This is a genomic window from Pseudomonas sp. 14P5.3.2, assembly GCF_057799175.1.
In genome coordinates this window covers 14,960-38,095 of the sequence record NZ_JBYOKU010000026.1, presented here as the reverse complement: position 1 = coordinate 38,095, position 23,136 = coordinate 14,960, and the positions used below count along the sequence as shown (strand labels likewise).

Below are 23,136 nucleotides of genomic sequence, written 5' to 3'. Positions count from 1 at the left end.
TCGCCTACTCTTTGACGAACTGAATTCTTCGAGACTTTACATGCTCAATAACGATCGGCTGTTGGTGCAAATCCTCCTGCTGGTGCTGTTCGGTGCCAGCCTGTGGGTGATGGCGCCGTTCTGGTCGGCGCTGTTCTGGGGTGCGGTGCTGGCCTTTGCCAGTTGGCCGCTGATGCGCCTGTTGACCCGTTGGCTCAATGGCCGCGAATCGCTGGCCGCAGCCATTCTGACTCTGGGCTGGATGTTGCTGGTGGCGGCGCCGCTGGTGTGGCTGGGGTTCAACCTGGCCGATCACGTACGCGACGCCACGGTCTTCATCAAGGACGTGCAGGTCGACGGTCTGCCTGAGGCGCCGGTCTGGCTCGGGACTATCCCGTTGGTGGGCGAACGTCTGGTGGGCCTCTGGAACAGCATTGATGAGCAGGGCGCGGCGCTGATGGTATCGATCAAGCCGTATCTGGGGCAGGTGGGTAACTGGCTGCTGGCGCGCAGTGCACAGATCGGTGGCGGCATCCTTGAGCTGACCCTGAGCATTGTCTTCGTGTTCTTTTTCTATCGCGACGGGCCGCGATTGGCGGCGTTCGTTCACAGCCTGCTGCAGCGGCTGATCGGTGAGCGTGCCGGGTACTACATCGAGTTGGTGGCCGGTACGGTGCAGCGGGTGGTCAACGGGGTGATCGGTACGGCGGCGGCGCAGGCGATTCTGGCGTTGATCGGGTTTCTGATTGCCGGGGTTCCGGGGGCTCTGGTGCTGGGGATCGTGACCTTTCTGTTGAGTCTGATTCCGATGGGGCCACCCTTGGTGTGGATTCCGGCCACAGCCTGGCTGGCGTGGAAGGGTGAGTATGGGATGGCGGTGTTTCTCGGGATCTGGGGGACGTTCATCATCAGTGGCGTGGATAACGTGTTGAAGCCTTATCTGATCAGCCGCGGTGGGAATCTGCCGTTGGTGATTGTGTTGCTTGGGGTGTTTGGCGGGTTGATTGCTTTTGGGTTTATCGGGTTGTTTATCGGGCCTACGTTGTTGGCGGTGGCCTATAGTTTGTTGACGGATTGGAGTAAGAGTCAGGCTCGGGTTTAGGTGCCTTGGCTTTTTTGGGGTTGTGGGCATATCCGTTGGTTTGGGTGTGGCGGCTGGCGGTTTCGCCCTTACGGCGAGTCACTTTTCCAGACGCCGAAAAGTAACCAAAAGGCTTGGCCCCGGCGTACGGCCCTCGCTTAGGCTCGGGTTCCTTCGTTGCGGGGTTCATCCGGGGGCATCGCCTCCGGTTTGCTTCGCTGCACCTCCTCTCGATGTGTTTGGCTGCGCCAAACGGTCGCTGCGCTCCCACCCCCCGGATGAACCCCTCCACTCAGCCTGCCGAAGGGGCCGGCACGGCAAGATCAAGAGCTGCAGCCGAGCTTGCGCTCATCCTGTTGAGTGGTGAAAAGCATGTGGTCGGCTTTTGCTTTTCTGTAGGAGCCAGCCTGCTGGCGATGGCGGCCTGACAGCCGACCAATCTGCAACTGAATGGCCTCAATCCCTGTGGGAGCTGGCTTGCCAGCGATGGCGGCCTTACAGCCAACCAACCTCTAACTGCCTGTACTCGATCCAATTGTAGGAGTGAGCCTGCTCGCGAAGAGGCATATCAGGCAACCAGCCTGTCACGGCCACACCCAAATGACCGCTCCCACACCGCTGCATGGAAACGATCATCCATCACGACATCATCTCAGGTCGCCACATTCAGGTATTTGCCCACCGGCGCGGCATTGTCGAGTGAGTATTGTTTGCTCAAGTTGGCAATCATCCGGTTCAGCGCTTCGCTGGTGGTCTGGGTGCTGGCGGTCTGTTCTTCGGGCGGGCGTTCCCGACCTGTCTGTAGCGCCGCTTTCAGTTCGTCGCTGCTCGCGCCACCGCTGCTGTCGCTATCCAACACCTTGAGCAGCGCGGCGCTGGTGTCGGTGCTGGTTGTCGAGGTGTTGTCGCTGGTCTGCAGGGCACTGCTCAGTTCGGTAGCGCTGATGTTGCCATCACCATCGGCATCCAGTTGGCTGAACAGTGCGTCGCTGGAGGCTTGTTGCGGGGGCGGAGGTGGTGGTGGGGTCAGGCTGGCGGAGAGTTCGTCCTGGCTGACGGTGCCGTCCTTGTTCTTGTCCAGGGCCGAGAATATTTGGTTGCTGTTGGCGCTGCTGCCTGCGCTGGTCAGGCCGGTGCTCAGTTCGTCGCTGCTGATGGCGCCGTCGCCATCGGTGTCGAGGGCGCTGATCAGCGCGTCGGCGAGGTCGGTGTTCGGGGCTTGATCCTGAGGTGGCGGCGGGGGTGCCATCGCGGTCATTTCTTCGGCGCTGAGGCTGCCGCTATCGTCGCTGTCCAGAGCGCCGAATTGCTTGCTCAGGTTGACCAGCAGGCCATCGTCGGATTTCTGCGACAGAGCACTTTTCAGTTCGTCCTGATCCACCGCGCCGTCGCCGTTGCTGTCGAGTTTGGCGAACAGTTCCTTTTGCAATTGCTGGCTGCGGGTGTTCTGGGTGGTGCTGCTGGTGCTGGTATAGCTCGTGTAGTTGCTGACGCTACCGATCATGGGCTCACTCCTTGGACTGTCAAACCGGTTCGCGTACCGGCTTGTGCAGACTCAAGGGGCAAGTTGTCCTGGGTATTTGGGGTTTGTACCGGTGGATATACACGATGGAGTGAACACCACTGAAACCTGTGGGAGCGGGCTTGCTCGCGAAGGCGGCCGATCATTCAACACAGAAGTCGACTGAGACACCGCTTTCGCGAGCAAGCCCGCTCCCACAGGGGGATAGGTGTGTTTCTCAGGAGCGCGGCAGGCGGATGATTGCGGTCAGGCCGCCACCCGGGGTTTCTTCCAGATTCAACTGGCCACCCAAACGCTGCGCTGCCTCGCGGGCGATGGTCATGCCCAGGCCGACGCCGCCGGAGTTGCGGTTGCGTGAGCCTTCCAGGCGATAGAACGGTTCGAACACCGCCTCGCGCTTGTCTTCGGCAATGCCCGGGCCGTGGTCGATCACGCGGATCAGCAGTTGCTCGCGTTGATCCTGCAATTCGATTCGCGCCTGCCCTGCATAGCGCAGGGCGTTGTCCATCAGGTTGTTGATGCACGAGCGCAGCGCCATCGGCTGCACCTGCAGCGGTGCGCAATGGCCGCTGACGTCAACGTCGGCGCCCTGATCCTGAGCGTTTTCGCACAGCGATTCGACCAGCGCCTGCACGTCCATCAACTGCAACGCTTCGCTGGTGCGCTGTTCGTGCAGGTAGGTGAGGGTGGCGTCGAGCATGCCGATCATGTCGTTGAGGTCTTGGCGCATCTGGCCTTGCAGTTTTTCGTCGTCGATCTGTTCCAGGCGCAGCTTCAACCGCGACAGCGGAGTGCGCAGGTCGTGGGAGACGGCGCCGAGCATGCGTGCTCGCTGCTGCACCTGTTCGCGAATGCGTTGTTGCATCAGGTTGAAGGTGTTCGCGGCTTGTCTGGCTTCACGCGGGCCGGACTCGTCCAGCGGCGGGCTGTCGAGGTTTTCGCTGAGGCGTTCGGCGGCGTCGCTCAGGCGCTGGATCGGCCGGCTGAGCAGTTTGGCGCCGTACCACGCGGCGATCATCAACGAGATGAACTGGAAGGTCAGCGGCACCAGCGGTCCGCCGAACCACGGACGCGGCGGGCGATGGGCGAAACGTGGATCCGGTGGTGGCCGTTGGCCGTCGACGCCCTCGGCAAACTCCGGCGGGGGCGGCGGTGGGGGTGGCCCATAGTGATGAAACCAGGCAAAGGCCAGCAGGTGCGCCAGGACGATCGCCACGAACAGCATGCCAAACAGGCGGCCGAACAGCGTGTCGAAGCGCCCTCGCATCAGCCGATGTCTCGTGCGTCGAACAGGTAACCTTCACCGCGCACGGTTTTGATCAACTGCGGGGCTTTCGGGTCGTCGCCGAGTTTTTGCCGCAGGCGCGACACCAGCAAATCGATGCTGCGGTCGAACGCCTCGATCGAACGGCCACGGGCGGCGTCCAGCAGTTGTTCGCGGCTGAGAACGCGGCGCGGGCGTTCGATGAAGACCCAGAGCAGGCGGAATTCGGCGTTGGACAGCGGCACCACCAGGCCATCGTCGGCGATCAACTGGCGCAGGACGCTGTTCAGGCGCCAGTTGTCGAAGCGGATGTTGGCCCGCTGTTCGGTGCGATCGTCACGTACCCGGCGCAGGATAGTCTGAATCCGCGCCACCAGTTCCCGTGGTTCGAACGGTTTGGCCATGTAGTCATCAGCGCCCAGTTCGAGGCCGATGATGCGGTCGGTGGGTTCGCAGCGGGCGGTGAGCATCAGGATCGGGATGTCCGATTCTGCGCGCAGCCAGCGGCACAGCGACAGGCCGTCTTCGCCGGGCAACATCAGGTCGAGGACCACCACGTCGAAATGCTCGGCCTGCATCGCCTGGCGCATGGCCGCGCCGTCGGTGACGCCGCTGGCGTGGATGTTGAAGCGGGCCAGGTAGTCGATCATCAGCTCGCGAATCGGCACATCGTCGTCGACGATCAACGCGCGGATGCTCCAGCGCTTGTCGTCTTTCTGCTCATCAATCACGGTCGTTTGGGTGTTGTGCATGGGGCTGTTCATCTGCCTGTAGGCCCGCCAACCACAAGATGGGCGCGAGGTGGTGGTTTCAGCATAGGCGTCCGGCCGTAAAGCGGGAAGTGCTGATGTAAGGACGTGTTGCGGCTGGCGAGGCTAGCGCGCACGCTTGTTGGTCGCGTGTCGGTTGTGTATCGCATTCGACACAATAACGCCGCAGGCTAAGCTGATCACGCCAGCGGCGACGATTTACCGATCATCGGGTGCCGCGCCGCCGCCGCTTCCGCTACAATGCGCGCCGATTTCGACTTGCCTGAGAGCCCATCCATGTCCGCCTGCCAGACTCCTATCATCGTCGCCCTGGATTTCCCTACCCGTGACGCCGCACTGAAGCTGGCCGACCAGTTGGACCCGAAACTGTGCCGGGTCAAAGTGGGCAAGGAACTGTTCACCAGTTGCGCCGCGGAAATCGTCGGCACCTTGCGTGACAAAGGCTTCGAGGTGTTCCTCGACCTGAAATTCCATGACATCCCCAACACCACTGCGATGGCCGTGAAAGCTGCTGCCGAGATGGGCGTGTGGATGGTCAACGTGCATTGCTCCGGTGGCCTGCGCATGATGGCGGCCTGCCGTGAAGAGCTGGACAAGCGCAGCGGCCCGCAACCGCTGCTGATCGGCGTGACCGTGCTGACCAGCATGGAGCGTGAAGACCTGGCCGGTATCGGTCTGGATATCGAACCGCAGGAGCAAGTGCTGCGTCTGGCGGCGCTGGCCGAGAAGGCCGGGATGGACGGTCTGGTGTGCTCGGCGCTGGAAGCCACCGCATTGAAGTCGGCGCACCCGTCGCTGCAATTGGTGACCCCGGGGATTCGTCCGGCGGGCAGTGCGCAAGATGACCAGCGCCGTATCCTGACGCCACGTCAGGCGCTGGATGCCGGTTCCGATTATCTGGTGATCGGCCGTCCGATCAGCCAAGCGGCGGATCCGGCCAAGGCACTGGCTTCGGTTGTGGCCGAACTGGCCTGATCAAACACGCAAGATCCAACAATGTGGGAGCGGGCTTGCTCGCGAATGCGGTGGTTCAGTCGAAATTGATATCGACTGACACGGCCTCTTCGCGAGCAAGCCCGCTCCCACAATGGTTTTAGGGTGTTGTCGAGTTAAGTTTCAGACCTTCAGCACCAACTTGCCGAAATTCTCCCCGCTGAACAACTTCATCAGTGTCTCCGGAAAGGTCTGCAGACCTTCGACGATGTCTTCCTTGCTCTTGAGCTGCCCCTTGGCCATCCAGCCGGCCATTTCCTGTGCGGCGCTGGCGTACTGTGCGGCGTAGTCCATCACCACAAAGCCTTCCATACGTGCGCGGTTGACCAGCAGTGACAGGTAGTTGGCCGGGCCTTTGACGGCTTCCTTGTTGTTGTACTGGCTGATGGCGCCGCAGATCACCACCCGGGCTTTCGGGGCCAGGCGGCTGAGCACGGCGTCGAGGATGTCGCCACCGACGTTATCGAAATAGACGTCCACCCCTTTCGGGCACTCGCGCTTGAGTCCGGCCAGTACGTCCTCGTGCTTGTAGTCGATGGCGCCGTCGAAGCCCAGTTCATCGATCAGGTATTTGCACTTGTCGGCACCACCGGCGATACCGACGACCCGGCAACCTTTGATCTTGGCGATCTGCCCGGCAATGCTGCCCACCGCACCCGCAGCCCCTGACAGCACCACGGTGTCGCCAGCCTTCGGTGCGCCCACGTCGAGCAGGGCGAAGTAGGCGGTCATGCCGGTCATGCCAAGGGCCGACAGATACACCGGCAGCGGCGCCAGTTTCGGATCGACTTTGTAGAAACCTCTGGGTTCGCCAAGGAAATAATCCTGCACGCCGAGGGCGCCGTTGACGTAGTCCCCGACGGCAAAGCCCGGGTTGTTCGAAGCGATGACCTGGCCTACACCCAAGGCGCGCATGACTTCGCCAATCGCCACCGGCGGGATGTAGGACTTGCCTTCGTTCATCCAGCCGCGCATGGCCGGGTCGAGGGACAGGTATTGGTTTTTCACCAGTATCTGGCCTGCGCCCGGCTCGCCGACCGGGACTTCCTGATAAGTAAACGTCTCACGGGTCGCCGCGCCCACCGGGCGTTTGGCGAGGAGGAACTGGCGATTGGTCTGGCTGGTCATGGCAGGCACTCGAACTGAATGAAGCCTTGTTGATAGACCCTCGACGCCAATGCTGCAAGGTTGGCTGATGCGGCGAATGCGCAATGATCCAGTGCAGTGATAGTCCCCCGACAGGTTTTATCACTGCGACGGATGAAGGCATAAACAGCCTTCTGATAGTGCTGACGTGGGGCGCGCCCCGGTGGCTATGCTGCGACTCTGCAAATACCTCCTGCATCTCTCCCTTCGAGGACATAACAATGAGCATGACGTTTTCCGGCCAGGTGGTCGTAGTCACCGGAGCGGCCAACGGTATCGGCCGGGCGACCGCCCAGGCATTCGCCGCCGAAGGCTTGAAAGTGGTGGTGGCCGATCTGGATGCGGCAGGGGGCGAGGGGACGGTGGCGCTGATTCGTACAGCCGGTGGCGAAGCGACCTTCGTGCGCTGCAACGTTACCGTCGAAAGCGAAGTGAAGAATCTGATGGACGAGGTGATCAATACTTACGGTCGCCTGGACTACGCCTTCAACAATGCCGGGATCGAAATCGAGCAAGGCAAACTGGCCGACGGCTCGATGGACGAGTTCGACGCGATCATGGGCGTCAACGTCAAAGGTGTGTGGTTGTGCATGAAGTACCAGTTGCCGTTGTTGCTCGCTCAGGGCGGCGGGGCGATCGTCAACACCGCGTCGGTGGCGGGGCTTGGTGCGGCGCCGAAGATGAGCATTTATGCGGCGTCGAAACACGCAGTGATCGGCCTGACCAAATCGGCGGCGATCGAATATGCGAAGAAGAAAATTCGCGTCAACGCCGTATGCCCGGCAGTGATCGATACCGATATGTTCCGTCGCGCCTACGAGGCCGATCCAAAGAAAGGCGAGTTCGCCAATGCGATGCACCCGGTGGGCCGCATCGGCAAAGTCGAGGAAATCGCCAGCGCCGTGCTGTATCTGTGCAGTGATGGCGCGGCGTTCACCACCGGTCATTCCCTGGCCGTGGATGGCGGCGTCACGGCTTTCTGACGTCTTGTCGCAAGTCCCAGGAAAACCCGCCTTCGTGCGGGTTTTCTCGTTGTTGCCTGTCAGTTCCGTGAAACCATTAAACAATTTGTATCAAGCGGTTAGAACGGTCGCTTTTGACGGCGTTGTCGCACAGCCTGCAGGACGTGGCTGTGATTTACTGCCGCCAGCAAAACGGACAGGAGTTTGCGTGCTCATGGAATTGAGAATTGACCGACAGGCAATGGTGCCGGTCGTACAGCAGATTGTTGATGGTATGACCGAGTGGATCTCGCGAAGTGGTGTGGCGCCGAGCACGCGGCTGCCCTCCGTCAGGCAGATTGCGCGCGCCAATCTGCTCAGTCAGTCGTGTGTGGCGGAGGCCTGCGAGCGCTTGGTGGCGCAAGGCATTCTGGCCTCGCGCCAGGGCGCCGGATTCATGGTGGCCGCGCACGGCAGCGGGTTGCTCGGAATTGACTGCGGGCCGGCAGAAAACTGTTTGAAGCTCGGCGAAGGTGGCTTGCCGCAAAGCTGGCGGGAGTCCGATGACCTGAGTTACGCGATCCGTGAGGTGGCCCGTACCGACATGGCTAGCCTGTTCAATTACAGCAGCCCGCTGGGGCTGCCGGCGCTGCGCGAGCAGATCGTCAAGCGCCTCAGGCTGATCGGCGTCCAGGCCCGGGAAGAACAGGTCCTGACGACTTCCGGTGCCAGCCACGCGCTCGATCTGCTGGTACGCACGCTATTCAAGTCCGGGGATTGCGTTGTGGTCGAAAGCCCCGGGTACGCGCCGTTGTTCGAGCTGTTGCGCCTGCATGGCGTGCAATTGCTGGAAGTGCGTCGCACCCCGAGCGGGCCTGATCCCCAGGCACTGGAGACGCTGTTGAGGCAATTCCGGCCGGTGGCGATGTTCATCAACAGCCATCACCACAATCCCACCGGCTCCTGTCTGACACTGGGCGTGGCGCAACAGATTCTGCAGTTGTGCAACGCCCACGATGTGCGCGTGATCGAAGACGATGTCTACGCCGACCTGCACAATGGTAACGGTACGCGCCTGGCGGCACTCGATGAGCGAGTGATTTATATCGGCAGTTTTTCCAAGACGCTCAGCAGCTCGCTGCGCGTCGGGTTCGTGTACGCCGAACCCTCGCTGATTGCGCGTCTGGCGCGGGTCAAGATGATCAGCAGCATGGGCGCCTCGAGCTTCAACGAGGCGGTGCTGGCCAGTCTCCTGGCCAATGGGGCGTATCGCAAAATGGTCCAGCGTCAGCGTCAGCGCCTCAATACTGATCGGATTGCCGCATTACAGGCGTTGGAAGATGCCGACTGGGAGGTTTTCGGCAAGCCGTGCGGCGGGCTGTTCATCTGGGCCCGCGCACCGCTGAGCGATCTTGCCCGCTTGCACAGTCAGGCGCAGTGCAGTGGCGTGCGCCTGTGTGCGCCGGGGGCTTTCAGTTTGAGTGGCGAAGTCGGTGAGTGGCAGCGAATCAATGTCGCCTATGCCTGTGATCCGCGCGCCCGACAGTTTTTTCGCAGCACCCGTGTGAATCGACCTCAAGCGTTCTGAAAACGACGCGTGCGTAGCTTTTTGCCATTATTCCGACGCCAGAGACTTGTGCTGCTCCATGGCCGTTGCGAATCTTCGGCAACAGACTTTGGCAGGGGACTAAGCGCAATGATTTCCGCCGTGCAAGGACGTTTTGCCAACCTCGGTATGGCGAAGAAACTGGGTATCGGGTTCGTGCTGGTGCTGCTGTTGACTGCGCTGGTGGCTGCCATCGGTGTTTGGTCCCTGCAGACCATCAGTCATCGTTTCGATGGGCTGAAGCAGATGTCGTCACTCAACAGCGCGTTGCTCAAGGTGCGACTGCTGGAGCAGGACTATGCGCTGCACAGCAACCCGAAAACCGTCGATGCCTTGCACGAAGGTGTCGACGGTTTGCTGGCCCAGGCGGCGCAACTCAAGGCGCAATCCCCGGCCAACGTGGCGGTGATGGGCGATGTCGAGCAAGCATTGGGTGCCTATCGCAAGGCTTTCGATGAGTTCGTCTCGCTGACCCAGGCCAAGGATCTGGCGCTGGAAATGGCCAGTTGGTCGGTGTCCAGCGTGGCCAACAATCTCGATGTGCTGCAAGCCGGGCTGGCCGATGATGGCGCGTATACCTTGAAGGACACCGAAGGCAAGGACGGTGCGCAGTTCATCGAACAGGCCAGTCAGGTCAGCCAGGTGTCGCGGTTGATGCTGCAGGCGATGAACGAGGCGCGAATTCGTCTGGACCAGAGCCGCAAGGGCGATGCCGACAGTGCCGGCAAGGGCAATATCGAGCAGGCCGCTCAGGCCCAGGCTCAGGCCGAGCAGTTGAAGACCACGGTCAAGGATGAGGGCTACCTGACAGTCCTTAATGAAGTGTCCGGGCACATCGCCGGTTTCAACGACAAACTCGCCGAGTACACCGGCCTGCTGGCCCAGGAAAAAACCGTCTACGAACAACTGCACCAGCGCGCGGCTCAGGTGATGGAGCGGGTGGATCAGGCGTATGGCGCAGAGGATGGCGCGATGCAGGCGGAACTGAAGAAGAACTCGGTGTTGATCATCGGTTCTTCGGCGCTGGCATTGCTGGTCGGACTGATTGCCGCGTGGGTCATTACCCGGTTGATCGTCGCGCCGTTGCGCAGTGTGATGCGGGTCGCACAGCAGATTGCGGCCGGGGATTTGAGTGCGAGGGTAGAGGTCACCCGTCGTGATGAAATTGGCCAGCTGATGCTGGCGATGCAGCAGATGGGCGCCGGGCTGAGCACGATCGTCAGCGGTTTGCAGGCGGGAATTGAACAGTTGGCCAGTTCAGCACAATCGCTGTCGGCAGTGACCGAGCAGACCAACCTTGAGGTCAACAGCCAGAAGGAAGAAACCGAGCAGGTGGCCACCGCCATGAACCAGATGACCGCCACCGTGCATGACGTGGCGCGTAACGCCGAGGAGGCGGCGCTGGCCGCGCAAACGGCGGATGGCAAGGTCGAGAGTGGGCAGCAGGTGGTGCGCCAGAGCATGGCGCGGATCGAACAACTGGCGGATTCGGCGACGTCGGCCAGTTCGAGCATCGAAAGCCTCAGTGCGCAGATCCAGAACATCGGCACGGTGCTGGATGTGATCAAGAGCGTGGCCGAGCAGACCAATCTGCTGGCCCTCAACGCCGCGATCGAGGCGGCGCGGGCCGGGGAGCAGGGCAGGGGTTTTGCGGTGGTGGCTGATGAGGTTCGTGCGTTGGCGCGGCGTACCCAGCAATCGACCGAGGAGATCGAGCGGCTGGTCAGTGCTTTGCGTTCGGCAGCGCATTCGTCGGTGCAGCAGATTCAGAGCAGTGGTGAATTGGTGAAGCTGGCGGTCAGTGATGCGCTGCAGACGGAGAGTGCGTTGGGCAGTATTGCGGCGGCGGTTTCGCTGATTCAGCAGATGAATCAGCAGATTGCGGCGGCGGCGGAGGAGCAGAGTTCGGTGGCTGAGGAGATCAATCGCAGTGTGACGAGTATTCGCGCGAGTGCGGATCAGTCTTCGATTGCGATGCGGGGGAATGCGGTTTCGAGTGTTGAGCTGGCGCGGTTGGGGGGGGAGCTCAAGGGGATGGTTGGGCATTTTCGGCTTTGACTTGGCGGCCTCTGGGCCGACCAGGTTCTTGGTTGGGGGGTGTGAATATCCGTTGCTGCGGTAACGGCTTCTTATGGTTCCGCTCTTACAGCGGCTCACTTTTCCAGACGCCGAAAAGTAAGCAAAAGGCTTGGCCCCGGCGTACGGCCCTCGCTTAGGCTCGGGTTCCTTCGTTGCGGGATTCATCCGGGGGCATCGCCTCCGGTTTGCTTCGCTGCACCTCCTCTCGATGTGTTTGGCTGCGCCAAACGTCGCTGCGCTCCCACCCCCGGATAAACCCCTCCACTCAGCCTGCCGATGGGGCCGGCACGGCAAGATCAAGAGCTGCAGCCGAGCTTGCGCTCATCCTGTGTAGGAGCTGCCGAAGGCCGCGATCTTTTGATCTTGATCTTGATCTTGTGGGAGCTGGCTTGGCAGCGATGGCGGCCTGACAGCCGACCAATCTCCAACTTAATACCCTCAATCCCACTGTGGGAGCGGGCTTGCTCGCGAAGACGGCCTGACAGCCAACCACTCTCCAACTGAATACCCTCAATCCCACTGTGGGAGCCAGCCTGCTGGCGATAGCGGCCCTACAGCCGACCAATCTCCAACTGAATAAACTCATGCCCACTGTGGGAGCGGGCTTGCTCGCGAAGGTGGCCTGACTGCCAACCAATCTCTAACTGAATGTTCGCAATGGCAGTCAGCCCATCACTCACAAAAAAGCCACCTCTCGGTGGCTTTTCCTCAACTTTCGACAATCAGTCGTAGATCACTTTCTTTTTCCAGTCCGCATCGGCTTCGACTTCCTTGAGACCTTCGGTCAACTGGTTCACTTCGCCTTCGACTGGAGCAATCTTGTCCATGACCTGGGCGTTGGCGCGGGCCAGCAGTTTTTCCAGGTATTGCAGTTGTTCCGAGTACATCTGCGGGTCTTGCTGTTTGCGCAGGTATTGCACGCCGCGTTCGAAGGCGAGGCGGGCCTGGCCGGGCTGGTTTTGTTGCAGGGATTGTTGGCCGAGGTTGTTGAAGAATTCGATGTGCAGCAGGACCAGGATGTGGCGGACTTCTTTGATCCAGTGTTTGGCTTCGTTTGGTGGCAGGAAGCCGTCGTGGGCGGCGCGGGTGATCTGGCCGTGCAGGGCTTCGAGCAGGAAGCGGACGTCCTTGGCTTTGGCTTCGGTCAGGATCGGTGCCGGTGGGTTGTTGACCGGGATCGATTCGCCCTGGGCCACCAGTGCGCTCAGTTCGGTGATTCGTGCTTTGGTCGTGGCGCTGGTTTTTTCCAGGTTCAGCAGGCGCTGGCAGACGTTCAATTCCAGACGGGTCAGCAACAGCTTGAGCGCCGGGGTCATGAACTGGCCGGGGAAAGTTTCGGTCAGTTCGCCGCAGCGGCGCAGGCGATCGTTGAGTTCGATCTTGGTGCGGGCCTTCTCCAGTTTGTTGTTTTCCACCACATGGTTCATGTAGCCAATGGCGATCAGAATTGCGATCCCGGCTACGACTAGCAGGGTGATCATGAGTGGTGTCACCGGTAAGACCTCTTTATAGGGTTCGCGTGCGAGTTTAGTGGCTGGGCATTTAGGCGCCTAGCGCCGCTCGACGAGTTGGATCGGCAGCTTCAATCTGTATCGGCTGCGCACTGCTTATATGAATGCTGGCGCTGGAAGTGCAGATTGCCATCACTGAGCGGTGGACTATAGCGTCTTGGCGAGTGGCGGAATATAGGCGTCAATCGTCGGGCGACGGAAAACCCCGAATGCTCCCGTAAAGCAGGTCGAAGTCATTGATTTAAATAAATTTATATTCGGGGGTTGACGACCTCTCAAACCATCCATAGAATGCGCGCCACTTGCAGCGTAAAGCACACAGCGAAACGCCGCAGGGAGTGAATGTTGTAGCGTGTCCCCTTCGTCTAGTGGCCTAGGACACCGCCCTTTCACGGCGGTAACAGGGGTTCGAGTCCCCTAGGGGACGCCAATGCGGGAATAGCTCAGTTGGTAGAGCACGACCTTGCCAAGGTCGGGGTCGCGAGTTCGAGTCTCGTTTCCCGCTCCAATTTTAAACGGCACTGCTTTCGGGCGGGGCTGAGTGAAACCAGAACCAAGTCTTCGGATGCGGATCTGGACACCGAAACACACACCATGTGTTCCGGGTAGCGTGTCCCCTTCGTCTAGTGGCCTAGGACACCGCCCTTTCACGGCGGTAACAGGGGTTCGAGTCCCCTAGGGGACGCCATTTGCGGGAATAGCTCAGTTGGTAGAGCACGACCTTGCCAAGGTCGGGGTCGCGAGTTCGAGTCTCGTTTCCCGCTCCAAATTCTAAAAGTGCCGCTCAGTGAGCGGCGTTTTTATTAGTGAAAGTTGTAGCCTGTCCCCTTCGTCTAGTGGCCTAGGACACCGCCCTTTCACGGCGGTAACAGGGGTTCGAGTCCCCTAGGGGACGCCATTGCGGGAATAGCTCAGTTGGTAGAGCACGACCTTGCCAAGGTCGGGGTCGCGAGTTCGAGTCTCGTTTCCCGCTCCAATTTCACAAAAACGCCGATCAGTGATGATCGGCGTTTTTGTTTGTGCAGTATTTGTCGCGCAACAAAAAAGGACCTTCGGGTCCTTTTTTGTTTTCACGTCAGGCCCGCTGAATCACGGGCCCGTGTCTTATCAGAGCTTCGGCAGTTGCCCGACACGCCCCATCATTTCCGTGACGATCTGCAGGTCCAGCAGGAACTGGTCAACCGTCTTGAACTCGCCATCGGTATGGCCGGTGTATTTGACTTCAGGTCGGGCCAGGCCGAATTGCACGCCGTTCGGCAATTCATGCACCGACGTTGCGCCGGCAGACGTACCGAACTCGTGCTTCATGCCCAGGTTTTCAGTGGCTACCGCCAGCAGTGCTTTCACCCATTCGCCTTCCGGATTGCGGTACATCGGTTCGGCGATCGAATAGGTGAAGTCCACGGCGACGTGAGTTTTCTTGCTCCAGGCCGTGAGCTTGTCAGCGATTTCCTTCTTCAGTACCTCCGGTGATTTACCCTTCGGCACGCGCAGGTTGACCGCCAGTTTGAAGGCTTTGTCGTCGACGCCCACATAGGTCAGGGAAGTGGTCAACGGACCCATGAACGAATCGGAGAAACCCACGCCGAGTTTCTTGCCCAGGTAATCCAGGCCCCAATTGTTGGACGCATAGCGTGCAGCGTCGGTGATCTGGTTGTGCTTGAGCGCCACCTTGCCGTCGAGGCTGTTGATGAAGTCGAGCATCCGCGCGACCGGATTGACGCCGGACTCGGGCTCGGAGGAGTGCGCTGATACGCCGGTAATCGTCAGTTTGACGTCTTTGCCGTCAACCTTGGCCGCGACTTCGAAGTTGCCGCCGTGTTTTTTCGCGTACTCGTTGCCGGCCTTTTGCAGGCTCGCCGCTAGTTGCTCAGGCTTGTCGGTGACGAGGGTAGCAACCGAAACCGATGGAATCTGGTTGGTCGCCAGGCCGCCGGTCATCGAGATGATTTCTGCGCCACTGCCTTCAGCCTTGCGCAGTGGGAAGTTGGCCATGACGATGCCGTAGCCTTTTTCGGCGATGACCACCGGATAGCCGCCGTCCAGCGCCATGTTGTAGTTCGGCGTCGGGTTGTGTTCAAAGTAATACGGGATCGCGTCGCCGGAGGTTTCTTCGGTGGTGTCGACCAGCAGTTTGAAGTTGCGTGCCAGCGGCAGCTTTTCTTCCTTGATCACTTTCATCGCGTACATCGCGACGACGATGCCGTTCTTGTCGTCCTCGGTGCCGCGGCCATACATGCGGTCGCCGATCAGTGTGACTTTGAACGGATCGAGTTTGGTACCGTCTTTCAGTACCCAGTTTTCCGGGGTGACCGGCACCACGTCGGCATGCGCGTGAATGCCCACAACTTCGTCGCCGCTGCCGTCGAGGGAAATTTCATAGACGCGGTTGTCGACGTTGCGGAACTTCAGGTTGAACGATTCGGCCAGGTTCTTGATCTTTTCGGCGATCTTGATGAACTCCGGATTGTCGTGCTGGGCCACGCCCTCTTTCTGGAAGGTCGGGATTTCCACCAGTTCGCGCAGGGTTTCGAGGGCGGCTTTGCCGTACTTCACGCGGGTGTAGATGCCCAGCAGGCGATAGATCTCGTTCTGCTGTTCGGCGGTCAGGGTCTTGTTGTCGAGAAAGCCATTGATCGCCGGGGCGAGGTTGTCGGTCTTGCTCAGATCGCTCTTGGCTACGGCACCGAGAAACTGACGAAAATCGCTGACCGTCGTATCGCTGAAGGTCTTGAGGAGCGCAGCGCTTTGCTCGGGGGTGATGTTGGCCTGAGCAGGCAGGGTGAACGACGAGAGACTGGCCAGAACCAGGCTGGCAGCAGCCAGACGCTTGAGGGAAAAATGCATTGCGATGGGCATTCCTTTGCAGGCAGTTGAGTGGGAAGTGTTTGAAAGATGAAACAAATCTTTTCCAAACTAACACCGCGAAGGTGTTGAAGGGGAGCCCCTGAAGTGGGATCCGTCGCACAGAAATGCAAAAGCGGCGCACAAACGAAAAAGGCCCGATCGGCGTTCAACCGATCGGGCCTTTGCTTTGAACGCGGCTTTTACATCGACAGCACCAGCCTGCCGGCGAACAGAATCAGGATCACGCCCATGCTGCGTTCGAACCAATGACCCATGCGCATGAACAGGGTTCGCACCCGGCTGCTGGAAAAAAACAGCGCGACGATCACAAACCACAGCGCATTCACGAAGCACATCCACACCCCGTACAGCGCCTGGATTTCCAGCGGGGTGCTGGCGCTGATGATGGTGGTGAAGATCGCCAGGAAAAACAGCGTGGCCTTGGGATTGGTGGCATTGGTCAGAAAACCGGTGCTGAACGCCTTGAACAGCGATTGCGCAACCAGTGGTTCGTCCGTGCTTTTCTCGCCCTCAAGCGTGGTTTTCGGTTTACTGCGAATCAGGCTGATGCCGAGGTAAAAGATGTACGCGCCACCGATCACCTTGGCCACCGTCAGCAACCACGGTGTGGTGTGCATCAGAGCGCCAACGCCGAGCAACGTGTAGAGAACGTGCACGGAAATACCGGCGCCGATCCCCAGTGCGGTGCAGATCCCCACCAGTCGGCCGAAGCGTACGCTCTGGCGGATGGTGACAGCGAAGTCCGGGCCGGGAGCGACCACGGCCAGAAAGTGAATGGTGGCCAGCGCCAGAAACTCGCCCAGGTAGTTCGATAACATCTCAGCTCCAGAAGGTCAGGGGTGAAGCATTGCCGCGATAGCCGACAAAGAACGAAAGGCTCAGTCGCGGATCTGCCACGCCCGGGGTGACCGAGTGCATGCAGCGCGAATTGAACATGATGAAATCTCCCGGTTGCGGCCGCACTTCAAGGGTCGGTGGGCCGAGTAGCGACGGGTCGATGCCGTAACTGTCACCGCGCATCTCGTCGAACTGATCCGGGGTGATGTCGTCGTCCCACATCTGCAGCGCGCCGCCTTCGGTCGGCATGTTCAGGTAGACGTTGCAGGCGAACTGCGCCTCCAGGCTGCGGGCCTGAAAGCTGTCCGGGGCGTCTTTGGCGAAAATGTCGTGATGGGCAAGAAAGCACACGCCGGGTTTGACCACCCGTGACAGGCCGACGTACATCTTGCGGCCGTAGAGGTTTTCCAGATGGGCACCGGCCGGCCATGACTCATCGAGCATGCAGCGCAGGGTGTCGACCGGCGAGGAGTAGGGCGCACAACGCTCGCGCAGTTCGGCGATGTTACTGGCGGCGCGTTCGAAGTAGTCCTCGATCAGCAACGGCTGGTTTTCCGCCTCGTAAAACGCCATGCCGATCCGGCCGATGCTCGGCGCGTTGATGTAGCCCTCGAAGCCCGGAGCCAGAATCTTGTCGCCAATCTGGATCGCCAGCGTCTCGGGCAAAAAGCCTTTGACGCGGATGGCGAGGACTTCTTCGTTGGCCAGTTTTTTTATGCACGTCTCATCGAGACGCTCGACGTCTAGCATCATTGTTTTTAGGTCCATCTATCGATAGTCAACGGAACCGGCGAATGCGGTTCCCCCGGCGTCGGACGCTGCGTGGCGCAACGCCCGAGATGCTTAATCCACGCTGTAGTGGACGGATAACGTGCCTTTCTTCTGCGAAAGGGAGGCGATCGTGACTGTGCCCAAATCCTTCAGGCTGCGTACATGGGTGCCACCGCAACCGTAGGCCGGCAGTTCGCCAAAACCAATTTCCCGCGCGCCCTCGCGCAGCGAGGTCAGGCGCGGCAGATCGTGCTCGATCCACTGACTTATTCCGTGTTGAACGGTTGGTGCGTCGAGTTCCTGAGCGGCATCGCCCGGTTTGAACTGCACCCGGCCTTCGTCTGGCCAGTGGTGCGCCTTGATTGGTGTCCAGCCCATGGCCTGGACGAAATGCCCGATCAAATGCCCGGCAGAATGCATGCGGGTGTTGTAGCGGCGACGTTGTTCATCGACGTGAATACAGGTCATGCCCAGTTTCACCGGACGATCGACGTAATGCACGATCCGGTCGGGTTCCTGCACCACGCGCAGCACCTGGCTTTCGCCGATCATGCCGGTATCACAAGGCTGACCACCGCCTTGCGGGTGAAACAGGGTGGCGCGCAGCACCACGGCAAATTCGTTCTCATGGGGCGTGCAGTCGAGGACTTCCACATTGGCCTTGAGGTCATCACTATGGAAAAAGAGGCGAAGCGTCATATTCCATGCCCTTATTAAAGTTTCTATTTTTATTATATGAATCGTGCAATAACGTGATAATCCGTTCAAACATCAAAGGACTTGTGCGCTGTGAGCATCAATCTACCGCTGCCACTGCTCGGTGAAATGGCGATCTTCGTCAAGGTCGTAGAGACCGGCAGTTTCTCCGAGGCTGCCCGCCAACTCGGTTCGTCGCCGTCGGCGATCAGTCGCAGCATTTCCCGGCTGGAAAAGGCCCTGGCCACGCGTTTGCTGCAGCGCACCACCCGCAAATTGCGCTTGAGTGACGGTGGCGAGGAAGTGTTCAAGCGCTGTCAGGAGATGGTCAGCGCCGCCAAATCGGTGATGGAGATCAGCGGGCAGTTCACCCACGAGGCGGAAGGGCTGGTGCGGGTCAGTGTGCCGAAAGCGGTCGGGCGTTTCGTGATTCATCCGCACATGCCCGAGTTTCTGCGGCGTTATCCCAAGGTCGATGTCGAGTTGCTGTTGGAAGACCGGCAGGTTGATTTGATTGACGATCATGTCGATCTGGCGATTCGCATCACTGATCGACCACCGGCGGGGCTGGTCGGGCGGCAGTTGTTGACCATCGACCATTTGCTCTGCGCCACCCCGCAATACCTGGCCGAACACGGCACCCCGACCCACCCGCATGACCTGCTTGATCACAGTTGCATCTATCTGGGCGAAACCCCGAGCGATGCACGCTGGAAATTCAAGAAGGGCAGTAAAGCGGTGACCGTCGGCGTGCGTGGCCGCTATGCCGCCAACCATACCGGCGTGCGGCTGGGAGCAGTGTTGCAGCACATCGGTATCGGCAGCCTGCCGTACTTCACCGCGCGCTATGCCTTGGAGCAGAAGTTGATTGTGCAGGTGCTGCCGGAATGGACGTTCCTGGCTTCGTATCATGGTGGGCTGTGGTTGCTGCATTCGCCGACGCGTTACCTGCCGCCGAAGCTGCGGGTGTTCATCGATTATCTGGTGGAGTGCCTGGAGAAGGAGCCGACGTTGAGCAAGCCGGGGAAGGCGGGGGCGCCGAATAATCTGGCGATGGCGTATGAATTACCGGAGAGCGAGGGGCTGCTTTAAAAGCAAGAGATCGCAGCCTGCGGCAGTTCCTACATTGAACGTGCGTACACGAGATCTGTGTAGGAGCTGCAGCAGGCTGCGATCTTTTGATCTTCAAACCATTAAATCAGTGCTTGCTGTCCTGAGCAGACATCGCCATCAGCTGTTTTTCCTGATTCCAGTCGAACGGTTCGTCGTTCTGTTCGGCTTCGTAGCGACGTTCTTCCAGTGCCTGATACAGATCGATTTCTTCATCAGACAGGTAGTGCAGGCAGTCGCCGGCGAAGAACCACAGCAGATCCCGTGGAATCAGGTGGGCAATTTGCGGATAACGGGTAATCACTTGGGTCAGGATGTCCTGGCCCAGGTACTGGCTTTCGATCGGGTCGATCGGCAGGGACGCCAGCAGTTCGTCGAAGCGCTCCAGGAACAAGGCATGGCTTTCTTCGGGAACCTGTTCGGCCTCACCTACGGCGACCAGAATACTGCGCAGATGGTCGAGCAAAACAAGATGATCGGCAACGACGTTGGACACGAGATAAGTCCTCAAGAGCAAAACGGGCGCGGGAGTATAAAGCTCTCGCGCCCGTTTTTCATAAATAAACAGCTACACGGTCGTCAGCATCAGCGGACTTTACCCTCAGCCAGCTTCAGCTCTTCCTTGTCGAAATCATCGACGTCGATCACCTTGCGCCGTGCCGCTTCGGCATCGCGCAGGGTCTGCGCTTCCGCCGCTTGCAACACCCCGGCCTCCAGCGCAGCGTCGATGGCGTGTTCGCCAGCGACCGGTTTGACCTGACCGCTTTTCAGCGCCGTGTGCAGTTTCTTGTGCAGCGGTTGCGCGGCAGTCAGCAGATCGCTGGCGTGTTGCAGGGCACCGACGGCATCGTCGGCAGACTGCGGGCGATAGCAGCCGGCGAGCAATTCTTCGAGGGTCGGATCGCCTTTGGCGCGACCGATCACAGCTGCCACTTCGGCACCCAGTTTGTCCGAAGGGCCTTTGTGGCGACGACCGAACGGGAACACGATTACTCGCAACAGATAGCCGAACACTTTGTTCGGGAAGTTGCTCAGCAGTTCATCCAGCGCTCGTTCCGACTGACCGAGGCTTTCTTCCATGGCCCAACGGAACAACGGCTCCATATGCGCCGGGGAGTCCAGGTCGTGATAACGCTTGAGCGCGGCCGAGGCCAGATACAGGTTGCTCAATACATCGCCCAGACGCGCGGACAGGCGTTCGCGACGTTTCAGTTCGCCGCCCAGCAACATCATGCTGAAGTCGGCGAGCATGGCAAATGCTGCGGCCTGACGGTTGAGTGCGCGGAAATAACCTTGGCTGATCCTGTCCCCAGGCGCATGTTCGAAGTGGCCGAAGCCCAAGTTCAGCACCAGCGTACTGGCGGCGTTGCCGACGGCAAAACCGATGTGCTTGAGCAGTAGACCATCGAACTCTTTCAGTGCCTGGTCTTTGTCGTCGCGGCCGGCGAGGGCCATTTCCTTGAGGACGAACGGATGGCAGCGAATGGCGCCCTGACCGAAGATCATCAAGTTGCGCGAGAGAATGTTCGCGCCTTCCACGGTGATGAAGATCGGCGCGCCGTTCCAGCTACGACCGAGGTAATTTTTCGGCCCCATGATGATCGCCTTGCCGCCGTGCACATCCATGGCGTGGCTGATGCACTCGCGGCCGCGTTCGGTCAGGTGGTACTTGAGGATCGCCGACAGCACCGACGGTTTCTCACCCAGATCCACCGCGTTGGCAGTCAGCATGCGCGCCGCGTCCATCATCCAGGCGTTGCCGCCGATGCGCGCCATCGCTTCCTGAATGCCTTCGAAGGCCGACAGCGGGACGTTGAACTGTTCACGAATCTGCGCGTACTGACCGGTCACCAGGCTGGTGAACTTGGCCGCGCCAGTGCCGACTGCAGGCAGCGAAATCGAACGCCCGACGGACAGGCAGTTCATCAGCATCATCCAGCCCTTGCCGAGCATTTCCTGGCCGCCGATGAGGAAGTCCAGCGGAATGAACACGTCTTTGCCCGAGTTCGGGCCGTTCATGAAAGCGGCACCCAGTGGCAGGTGACGACGACCGATTTGCACGCCGGCGGTATCGGTAGGGATCAGCGCCAGGCTGATACCGAGGTCTTCCTTGTCGCCCAGCAGATGCTCCGGGTCGTAGGCCTTGAAGGCCAGGCCCAGCAGGGTCGCGACCGGGCCGAGGGTGATGTAGCGTTTTTCCCAGTTCAGGCGCAGGCCGATGACTTCCTGGCCTTCCCATTCACCTTTGCAGATGATCCCGGTGTCCGGCATGGCGCCGGCATCGGAGCCGGCCAGCGGGCCGGTGAGGGCGAAGCACGGAATGTCGTCGCCACGGGCCAGCCGCGGCAGGTAGTGATTGCGTTGCTCGTCGGTGCCGTAATGCAGCAGCAGTTCGGCCGGGCCGAGGGAGTTGGGCACCATCACCGTCGAGGCGAGGTCGCCGCTGCGGGTCGCGAGTTTCATTGCCACTTGCGAGTGGGCGTAGGCGGAAAAGCCCTTGCCGCCGAACTCCTTGGGAATGATCAGGGCGAAGAAGCCGTGTTCCTTGATGTGGCTCCAGGCTTCGGGTGGCAGATCCATCGACTGGCCGATCTGCCAGTCAGTGACCATTGCGCAGAGTTCTTCGGTCGGACCGTCGATGAAGGCTTGTTCCTCTTCGCTCAGTTGCGCTTTTGGATAGGACAACAGTTTGTCCCAGTCCGGACGCCCGCTGAACAGTTCACCGTCCCACCAGACGGTACCGGCATCGATCGCGTCGCGCTCGGTCTGCGACATCGGCGGCAGGGTTTTCTGGAACCAGTTGAACAGCGGCGCGGTGAAGTGTTTGCGGCGCAGGTCGGGCAGCAGCAAAGGCGCGGCAACCGCTGCGAGCACGACCCAGAACACCAGCAGCAACCAGCCCGGAGCATGGCTGAAAATGCCCATCGCCAGCAGGTAAATGGCGACGATACCCAACGCGGGCAGGGGGGCGATGCGACGGTGGGCGAGGTACGCCACACCGACGATCAGAACCAGTATCCACAACAACAGCATATGTAATCCTCCGTGAACCAAGGCAAACCGACCCTCCAGAGCTTAGACGGCATCTGTAAAACGGGTTGGTCAGAACATGGTGATTGAACTTGTGGGAAACCCCGGATGGTTTTCGTAGGTTCGGTGGGCAACATCCGTGGGAAATCGTTCGCCGTTCCCGCGTCTTTGCGTCCATGTTTGGCCGAAACGTCGTTATCTCTGTGCTTGAGCTGTCGCTAGACTCGGGACTCACCCAGGAGAACATCGTCATGCGCGAGTATCTGAGTCCCGGCCGCTTCATCGATAGTGACCACCCGGCGGTGGTGGAGTTCGCCGAACAGCACCGGGGTGCCAGCCGCGACCCGCTCGCGCAGGCGATCAGTCTCTATTACGCCGTGCGTGAAGCGGTGCGCTACAACCCGTATACCTTCAGCCTCGACCCGCAGACCTTGTGTGGCAGTTACGCGCTGGCGGCCGGGGAAAGTTATTGCGTGCCCAAGGCCACATTGCTCGCCGGGTGTGCGCGGCATTGCGGCATTCCCGCGCGCATTGGTCTGGCCGACGTCAGGAATCACCTGTCGACCCCGCGTTTGCTGGAGCTGTTGCGCAGCGATGTGTTCGCCATGCACGGCTACACCGAGTTGTTTCTCAACGAGCGCTGGGTCAAGGCCACACCGGCCTTCAACCAGAAGCTCTGCGAATTGTTCAACGTTGCGCCGCTGGAGTTCGACGGGATCAACGACAGCGTTTTCCACCCGTACAACCGTGATGGCGCGCTGCTGATGGAATATCTGGTCGATCACGGCCAGTTCGCCGATGTGCCGGAGCGATTCTTTTTCGAACACCTGGAAAAGTGCTACCCGCATCTGTTCGGCGAACACCAGGCGACGGTGCTGGGTGATCTGCAGAGTGATTTGAGCCGTGCCTGATCCGGCGTATGCTGCTTGCCC

18 protein-coding genes, 6 tRNA genes and 1 pseudogene are annotated in these 23,136 nt (G+C 60.1%); 14 read left to right on the top strand and 11 right to left on the bottom strand.

Annotated features, from left to right (window positions below; translation table 11 throughout):
• Positions 1–40: 40 nt before the first annotated feature.
• Positions 41–1,081 (top strand): AI-2E family transporter, encoded by a 1,041-nt coding sequence (locus tag AC27VU_RS19900; protein ID WP_103485473.1) that lies wholly within the window; start codon positions 41–43, stop codon positions 1,079–1,081.
• A gap of 631 nt (positions 1,082–1,712) precedes the next feature.
• Here AC27VU_RS19900 and xopAW read toward each other — a convergent pair.
• From xopAW to AC27VU_RS19885, 3 genes are all read right to left on the bottom strand, one after another.
• Positions 1,713–2,564, bottom strand: coding sequence for a XopAW family type III secretion system calcium-binding effector (xopAW, locus tag AC27VU_RS19895; RefSeq protein ID WP_488724740.1), 852 nt, complete (start codon positions 2,562–2,564; stop codon positions 1,713–1,715).
• 235 nt (positions 2,565–2,799) lie between these two features.
• A complete protein-coding gene (locus AC27VU_RS19890; protein WP_003227125.1) occupies positions 2,800–3,849 on the bottom strand; it encodes a sensor histidine kinase in 1,050 nt (349 codons plus the stop codon).
• Complete coding sequence (locus AC27VU_RS19885; protein WP_003227123.1) at positions 3,849–4,598, bottom strand: response regulator; 750 nt, start codon at positions 4,596–4,598, stop codon at positions 3,849–3,851. Before AC27VU_RS19885 ends, AC27VU_RS19890 begins: the two co-directional genes overlap by 1 nt.
• A gap of 294 nt (positions 4,599–4,892) precedes the next feature.
• Here AC27VU_RS19885 and pyrF point away from each other — a divergent pair, with 294 nt between their 5' ends.
• Positions 4,893–5,591, top strand: a complete 699-nt coding sequence (gene pyrF / locus AC27VU_RS19880) for an orotidine-5'-phosphate decarboxylase (RefSeq protein ID WP_262141620.1) — start codon at positions 4,893–4,895, stop codon at positions 5,589–5,591.
• 141 nt (positions 5,592–5,732) lie between these two features.
• Here the strand turns inward: pyrF and AC27VU_RS19875 are convergent, their stop codons facing one another.
• Positions 5,733–6,737 carry an NADP-dependent oxidoreductase gene (locus AC27VU_RS19875; RefSeq protein WP_003227119.1) on the bottom strand — a complete coding sequence of 335 codons (1,005 nt, stop codon included), beginning with the start codon at positions 6,735–6,737 and terminating at the stop codon, positions 5,733–5,735.
• 239 nt (positions 6,738–6,976) lie between these two features.
• On the opposite strand from AC27VU_RS19875, the gene AC27VU_RS19870 reads away from it, so the two are divergent.
• The 4 genes and pseudogenes from AC27VU_RS19870 to AC27VU_RS19855 all read left to right on the top strand — a co-directional run bounded on the left by AC27VU_RS19870 (position 6,977) and on the right by AC27VU_RS19855 (position 11,360).
• Positions 6,977–7,738 carry an SDR family oxidoreductase gene (locus AC27VU_RS19870; protein ID WP_003227117.1) on the top strand — a complete coding sequence of 254 codons (762 nt, stop codon included), beginning with the start codon at positions 6,977–6,979 and terminating at the stop codon, positions 7,736–7,738.
• Between the two features lie 193 nt (positions 7,739–7,931).
• A complete protein-coding gene (locus AC27VU_RS19865) occupies positions 7,932–9,284 on the top strand; it encodes an aminotransferase-like domain-containing protein (RefSeq protein WP_488724739.1) in 1,353 nt (450 codons plus the stop codon).
• A gap of 108 nt (positions 9,285–9,392) precedes the next feature.
• Positions 9,393–10,451: pseudogene (locus tag AC27VU_RS19860) on the top strand (methyl-accepting chemotaxis protein); the annotation flags it as partial.
• Positions 10,452–10,478: 27 nt separating this feature from the next.
• On the top strand, positions 10,479–11,360 hold the full coding sequence (locus tag AC27VU_RS19855) for a methyl-accepting chemotaxis protein (RefSeq protein WP_400498071.1): 882 nt from the start codon (positions 10,479–10,481) through the stop codon (positions 11,358–11,360).
• Positions 11,361–12,103: 743 nt separating this feature from the next.
• Here AC27VU_RS19855 and AC27VU_RS19850 read toward each other — a convergent pair.
• On the bottom strand, positions 12,104–12,862 hold the full coding sequence (locus tag AC27VU_RS19850) for a hypothetical protein (protein WP_177434685.1): 759 nt from the start codon (positions 12,860–12,862) through the stop codon (positions 12,104–12,106).
• Positions 12,863–13,246: 384 nt separating this feature from the next.
• Here AC27VU_RS19850 and AC27VU_RS19845 point away from each other — a divergent pair.
• From AC27VU_RS19845 to AC27VU_RS19820, 6 genes are all read left to right on the top strand, one after another.
• Positions 13,247–13,322, top strand: a tRNA-Glu gene (locus AC27VU_RS19845).
• 2 nt (positions 13,323–13,324) lie between these two features.
• Positions 13,325–13,400 (top strand) — tRNA-Gly (locus tag AC27VU_RS19840).
• A 104-nt stretch (positions 13,401–13,504) separates the two neighbouring features.
• Positions 13,505–13,580: transfer RNA gene (locus tag AC27VU_RS19835), tRNA-Glu, on the top strand.
• A gap of 3 nt (positions 13,581–13,583) precedes the next feature.
• A tRNA-Gly gene (locus tag AC27VU_RS19830) sits at positions 13,584–13,659 on the top strand.
• Between the two features lie 55 nt (positions 13,660–13,714).
• Positions 13,715–13,790, top strand: a tRNA-Glu gene (locus AC27VU_RS19825).
• 2 nt (positions 13,791–13,792) lie between these two features.
• Positions 13,793–13,868, top strand: a tRNA-Gly gene (locus AC27VU_RS19820).
• 131 nt (positions 13,869–13,999) lie between these two features.
• On the opposite strand, the gene AC27VU_RS19815 is transcribed toward AC27VU_RS19820, so the two are convergent.
• The 4 genes from AC27VU_RS19815 to AC27VU_RS19800 all read right to left on the bottom strand — a co-directional run bounded on the left by AC27VU_RS19815 (position 14,000) and on the right by AC27VU_RS19800 (position 18,067).
• Positions 14,000–15,739: a dipeptidase gene (locus AC27VU_RS19815; protein WP_488724738.1), complete on the bottom strand. Its 1,740-nt coding sequence runs from the start codon at positions 15,737–15,739 to the stop codon at positions 14,000–14,002.
• A 200-nt stretch (positions 15,740–15,939) separates the two neighbouring features.
• Positions 15,940–16,578 carry a LysE family translocator gene (locus AC27VU_RS19810; protein WP_338802704.1) on the bottom strand — a complete coding sequence of 213 codons (639 nt, stop codon included), beginning with the start codon at positions 16,576–16,578 and terminating at the stop codon, positions 15,940–15,942.
• A gap of 1 nt (position 16,579) precedes the next feature.
• Positions 16,580–17,350, bottom strand: coding sequence for a 2OG-Fe(II) oxygenase (locus AC27VU_RS19805; protein WP_488724737.1), 771 nt, complete (start codon positions 17,348–17,350; stop codon positions 16,580–16,582).
• Between the two features lie 90 nt (positions 17,351–17,440).
• The gene (locus AC27VU_RS19800) at positions 17,441–18,067 is read right to left on the bottom strand and encodes an alanyl-tRNA editing protein (protein WP_103521103.1); all 627 of its coding nucleotides are present in this window, start codon (positions 18,065–18,067) and stop codon (positions 17,441–17,443) included.
• A gap of 90 nt (positions 18,068–18,157) precedes the next feature.
• Here AC27VU_RS19800 and AC27VU_RS19795 point away from each other — a divergent pair, with 90 nt between their 5' ends.
• Positions 18,158–19,156: a LysR family transcriptional regulator gene (locus AC27VU_RS19795; RefSeq protein ID WP_045122588.1), complete on the top strand. Its 999-nt coding sequence runs from the start codon at positions 18,158–18,160 to the stop codon at positions 19,154–19,156.
• Between the two features lie 106 nt (positions 19,157–19,262).
• Here AC27VU_RS19795 and AC27VU_RS19790 read toward each other — a convergent pair whose 3' ends face one another.
• Entirely contained in the window at positions 19,263–19,670 is a 408-nt protein-coding gene (locus AC27VU_RS19790) for a PA2817 family protein (RefSeq protein WP_003227100.1), read from the bottom strand.
• An 89-nt stretch (positions 19,671–19,759) separates the two neighbouring features.
• Positions 19,760–22,207, bottom strand: a complete 2,448-nt coding sequence (locus AC27VU_RS19785; protein WP_103521102.1) for an acyl-CoA dehydrogenase — start codon at positions 22,205–22,207, stop codon at positions 19,760–19,762.
• Between the two features lie 248 nt (positions 22,208–22,455).
• Between AC27VU_RS19785 and AC27VU_RS19780 the strand changes: the two genes are divergently transcribed.
• Positions 22,456–23,115: a transglutaminase-like domain-containing protein gene (locus tag AC27VU_RS19780; protein ID WP_488724736.1), complete on the top strand. Its 660-nt coding sequence runs from the start codon at positions 22,456–22,458 to the stop codon at positions 23,113–23,115.
• Positions 23,116–23,136: the final 21 nt, after the last annotated feature.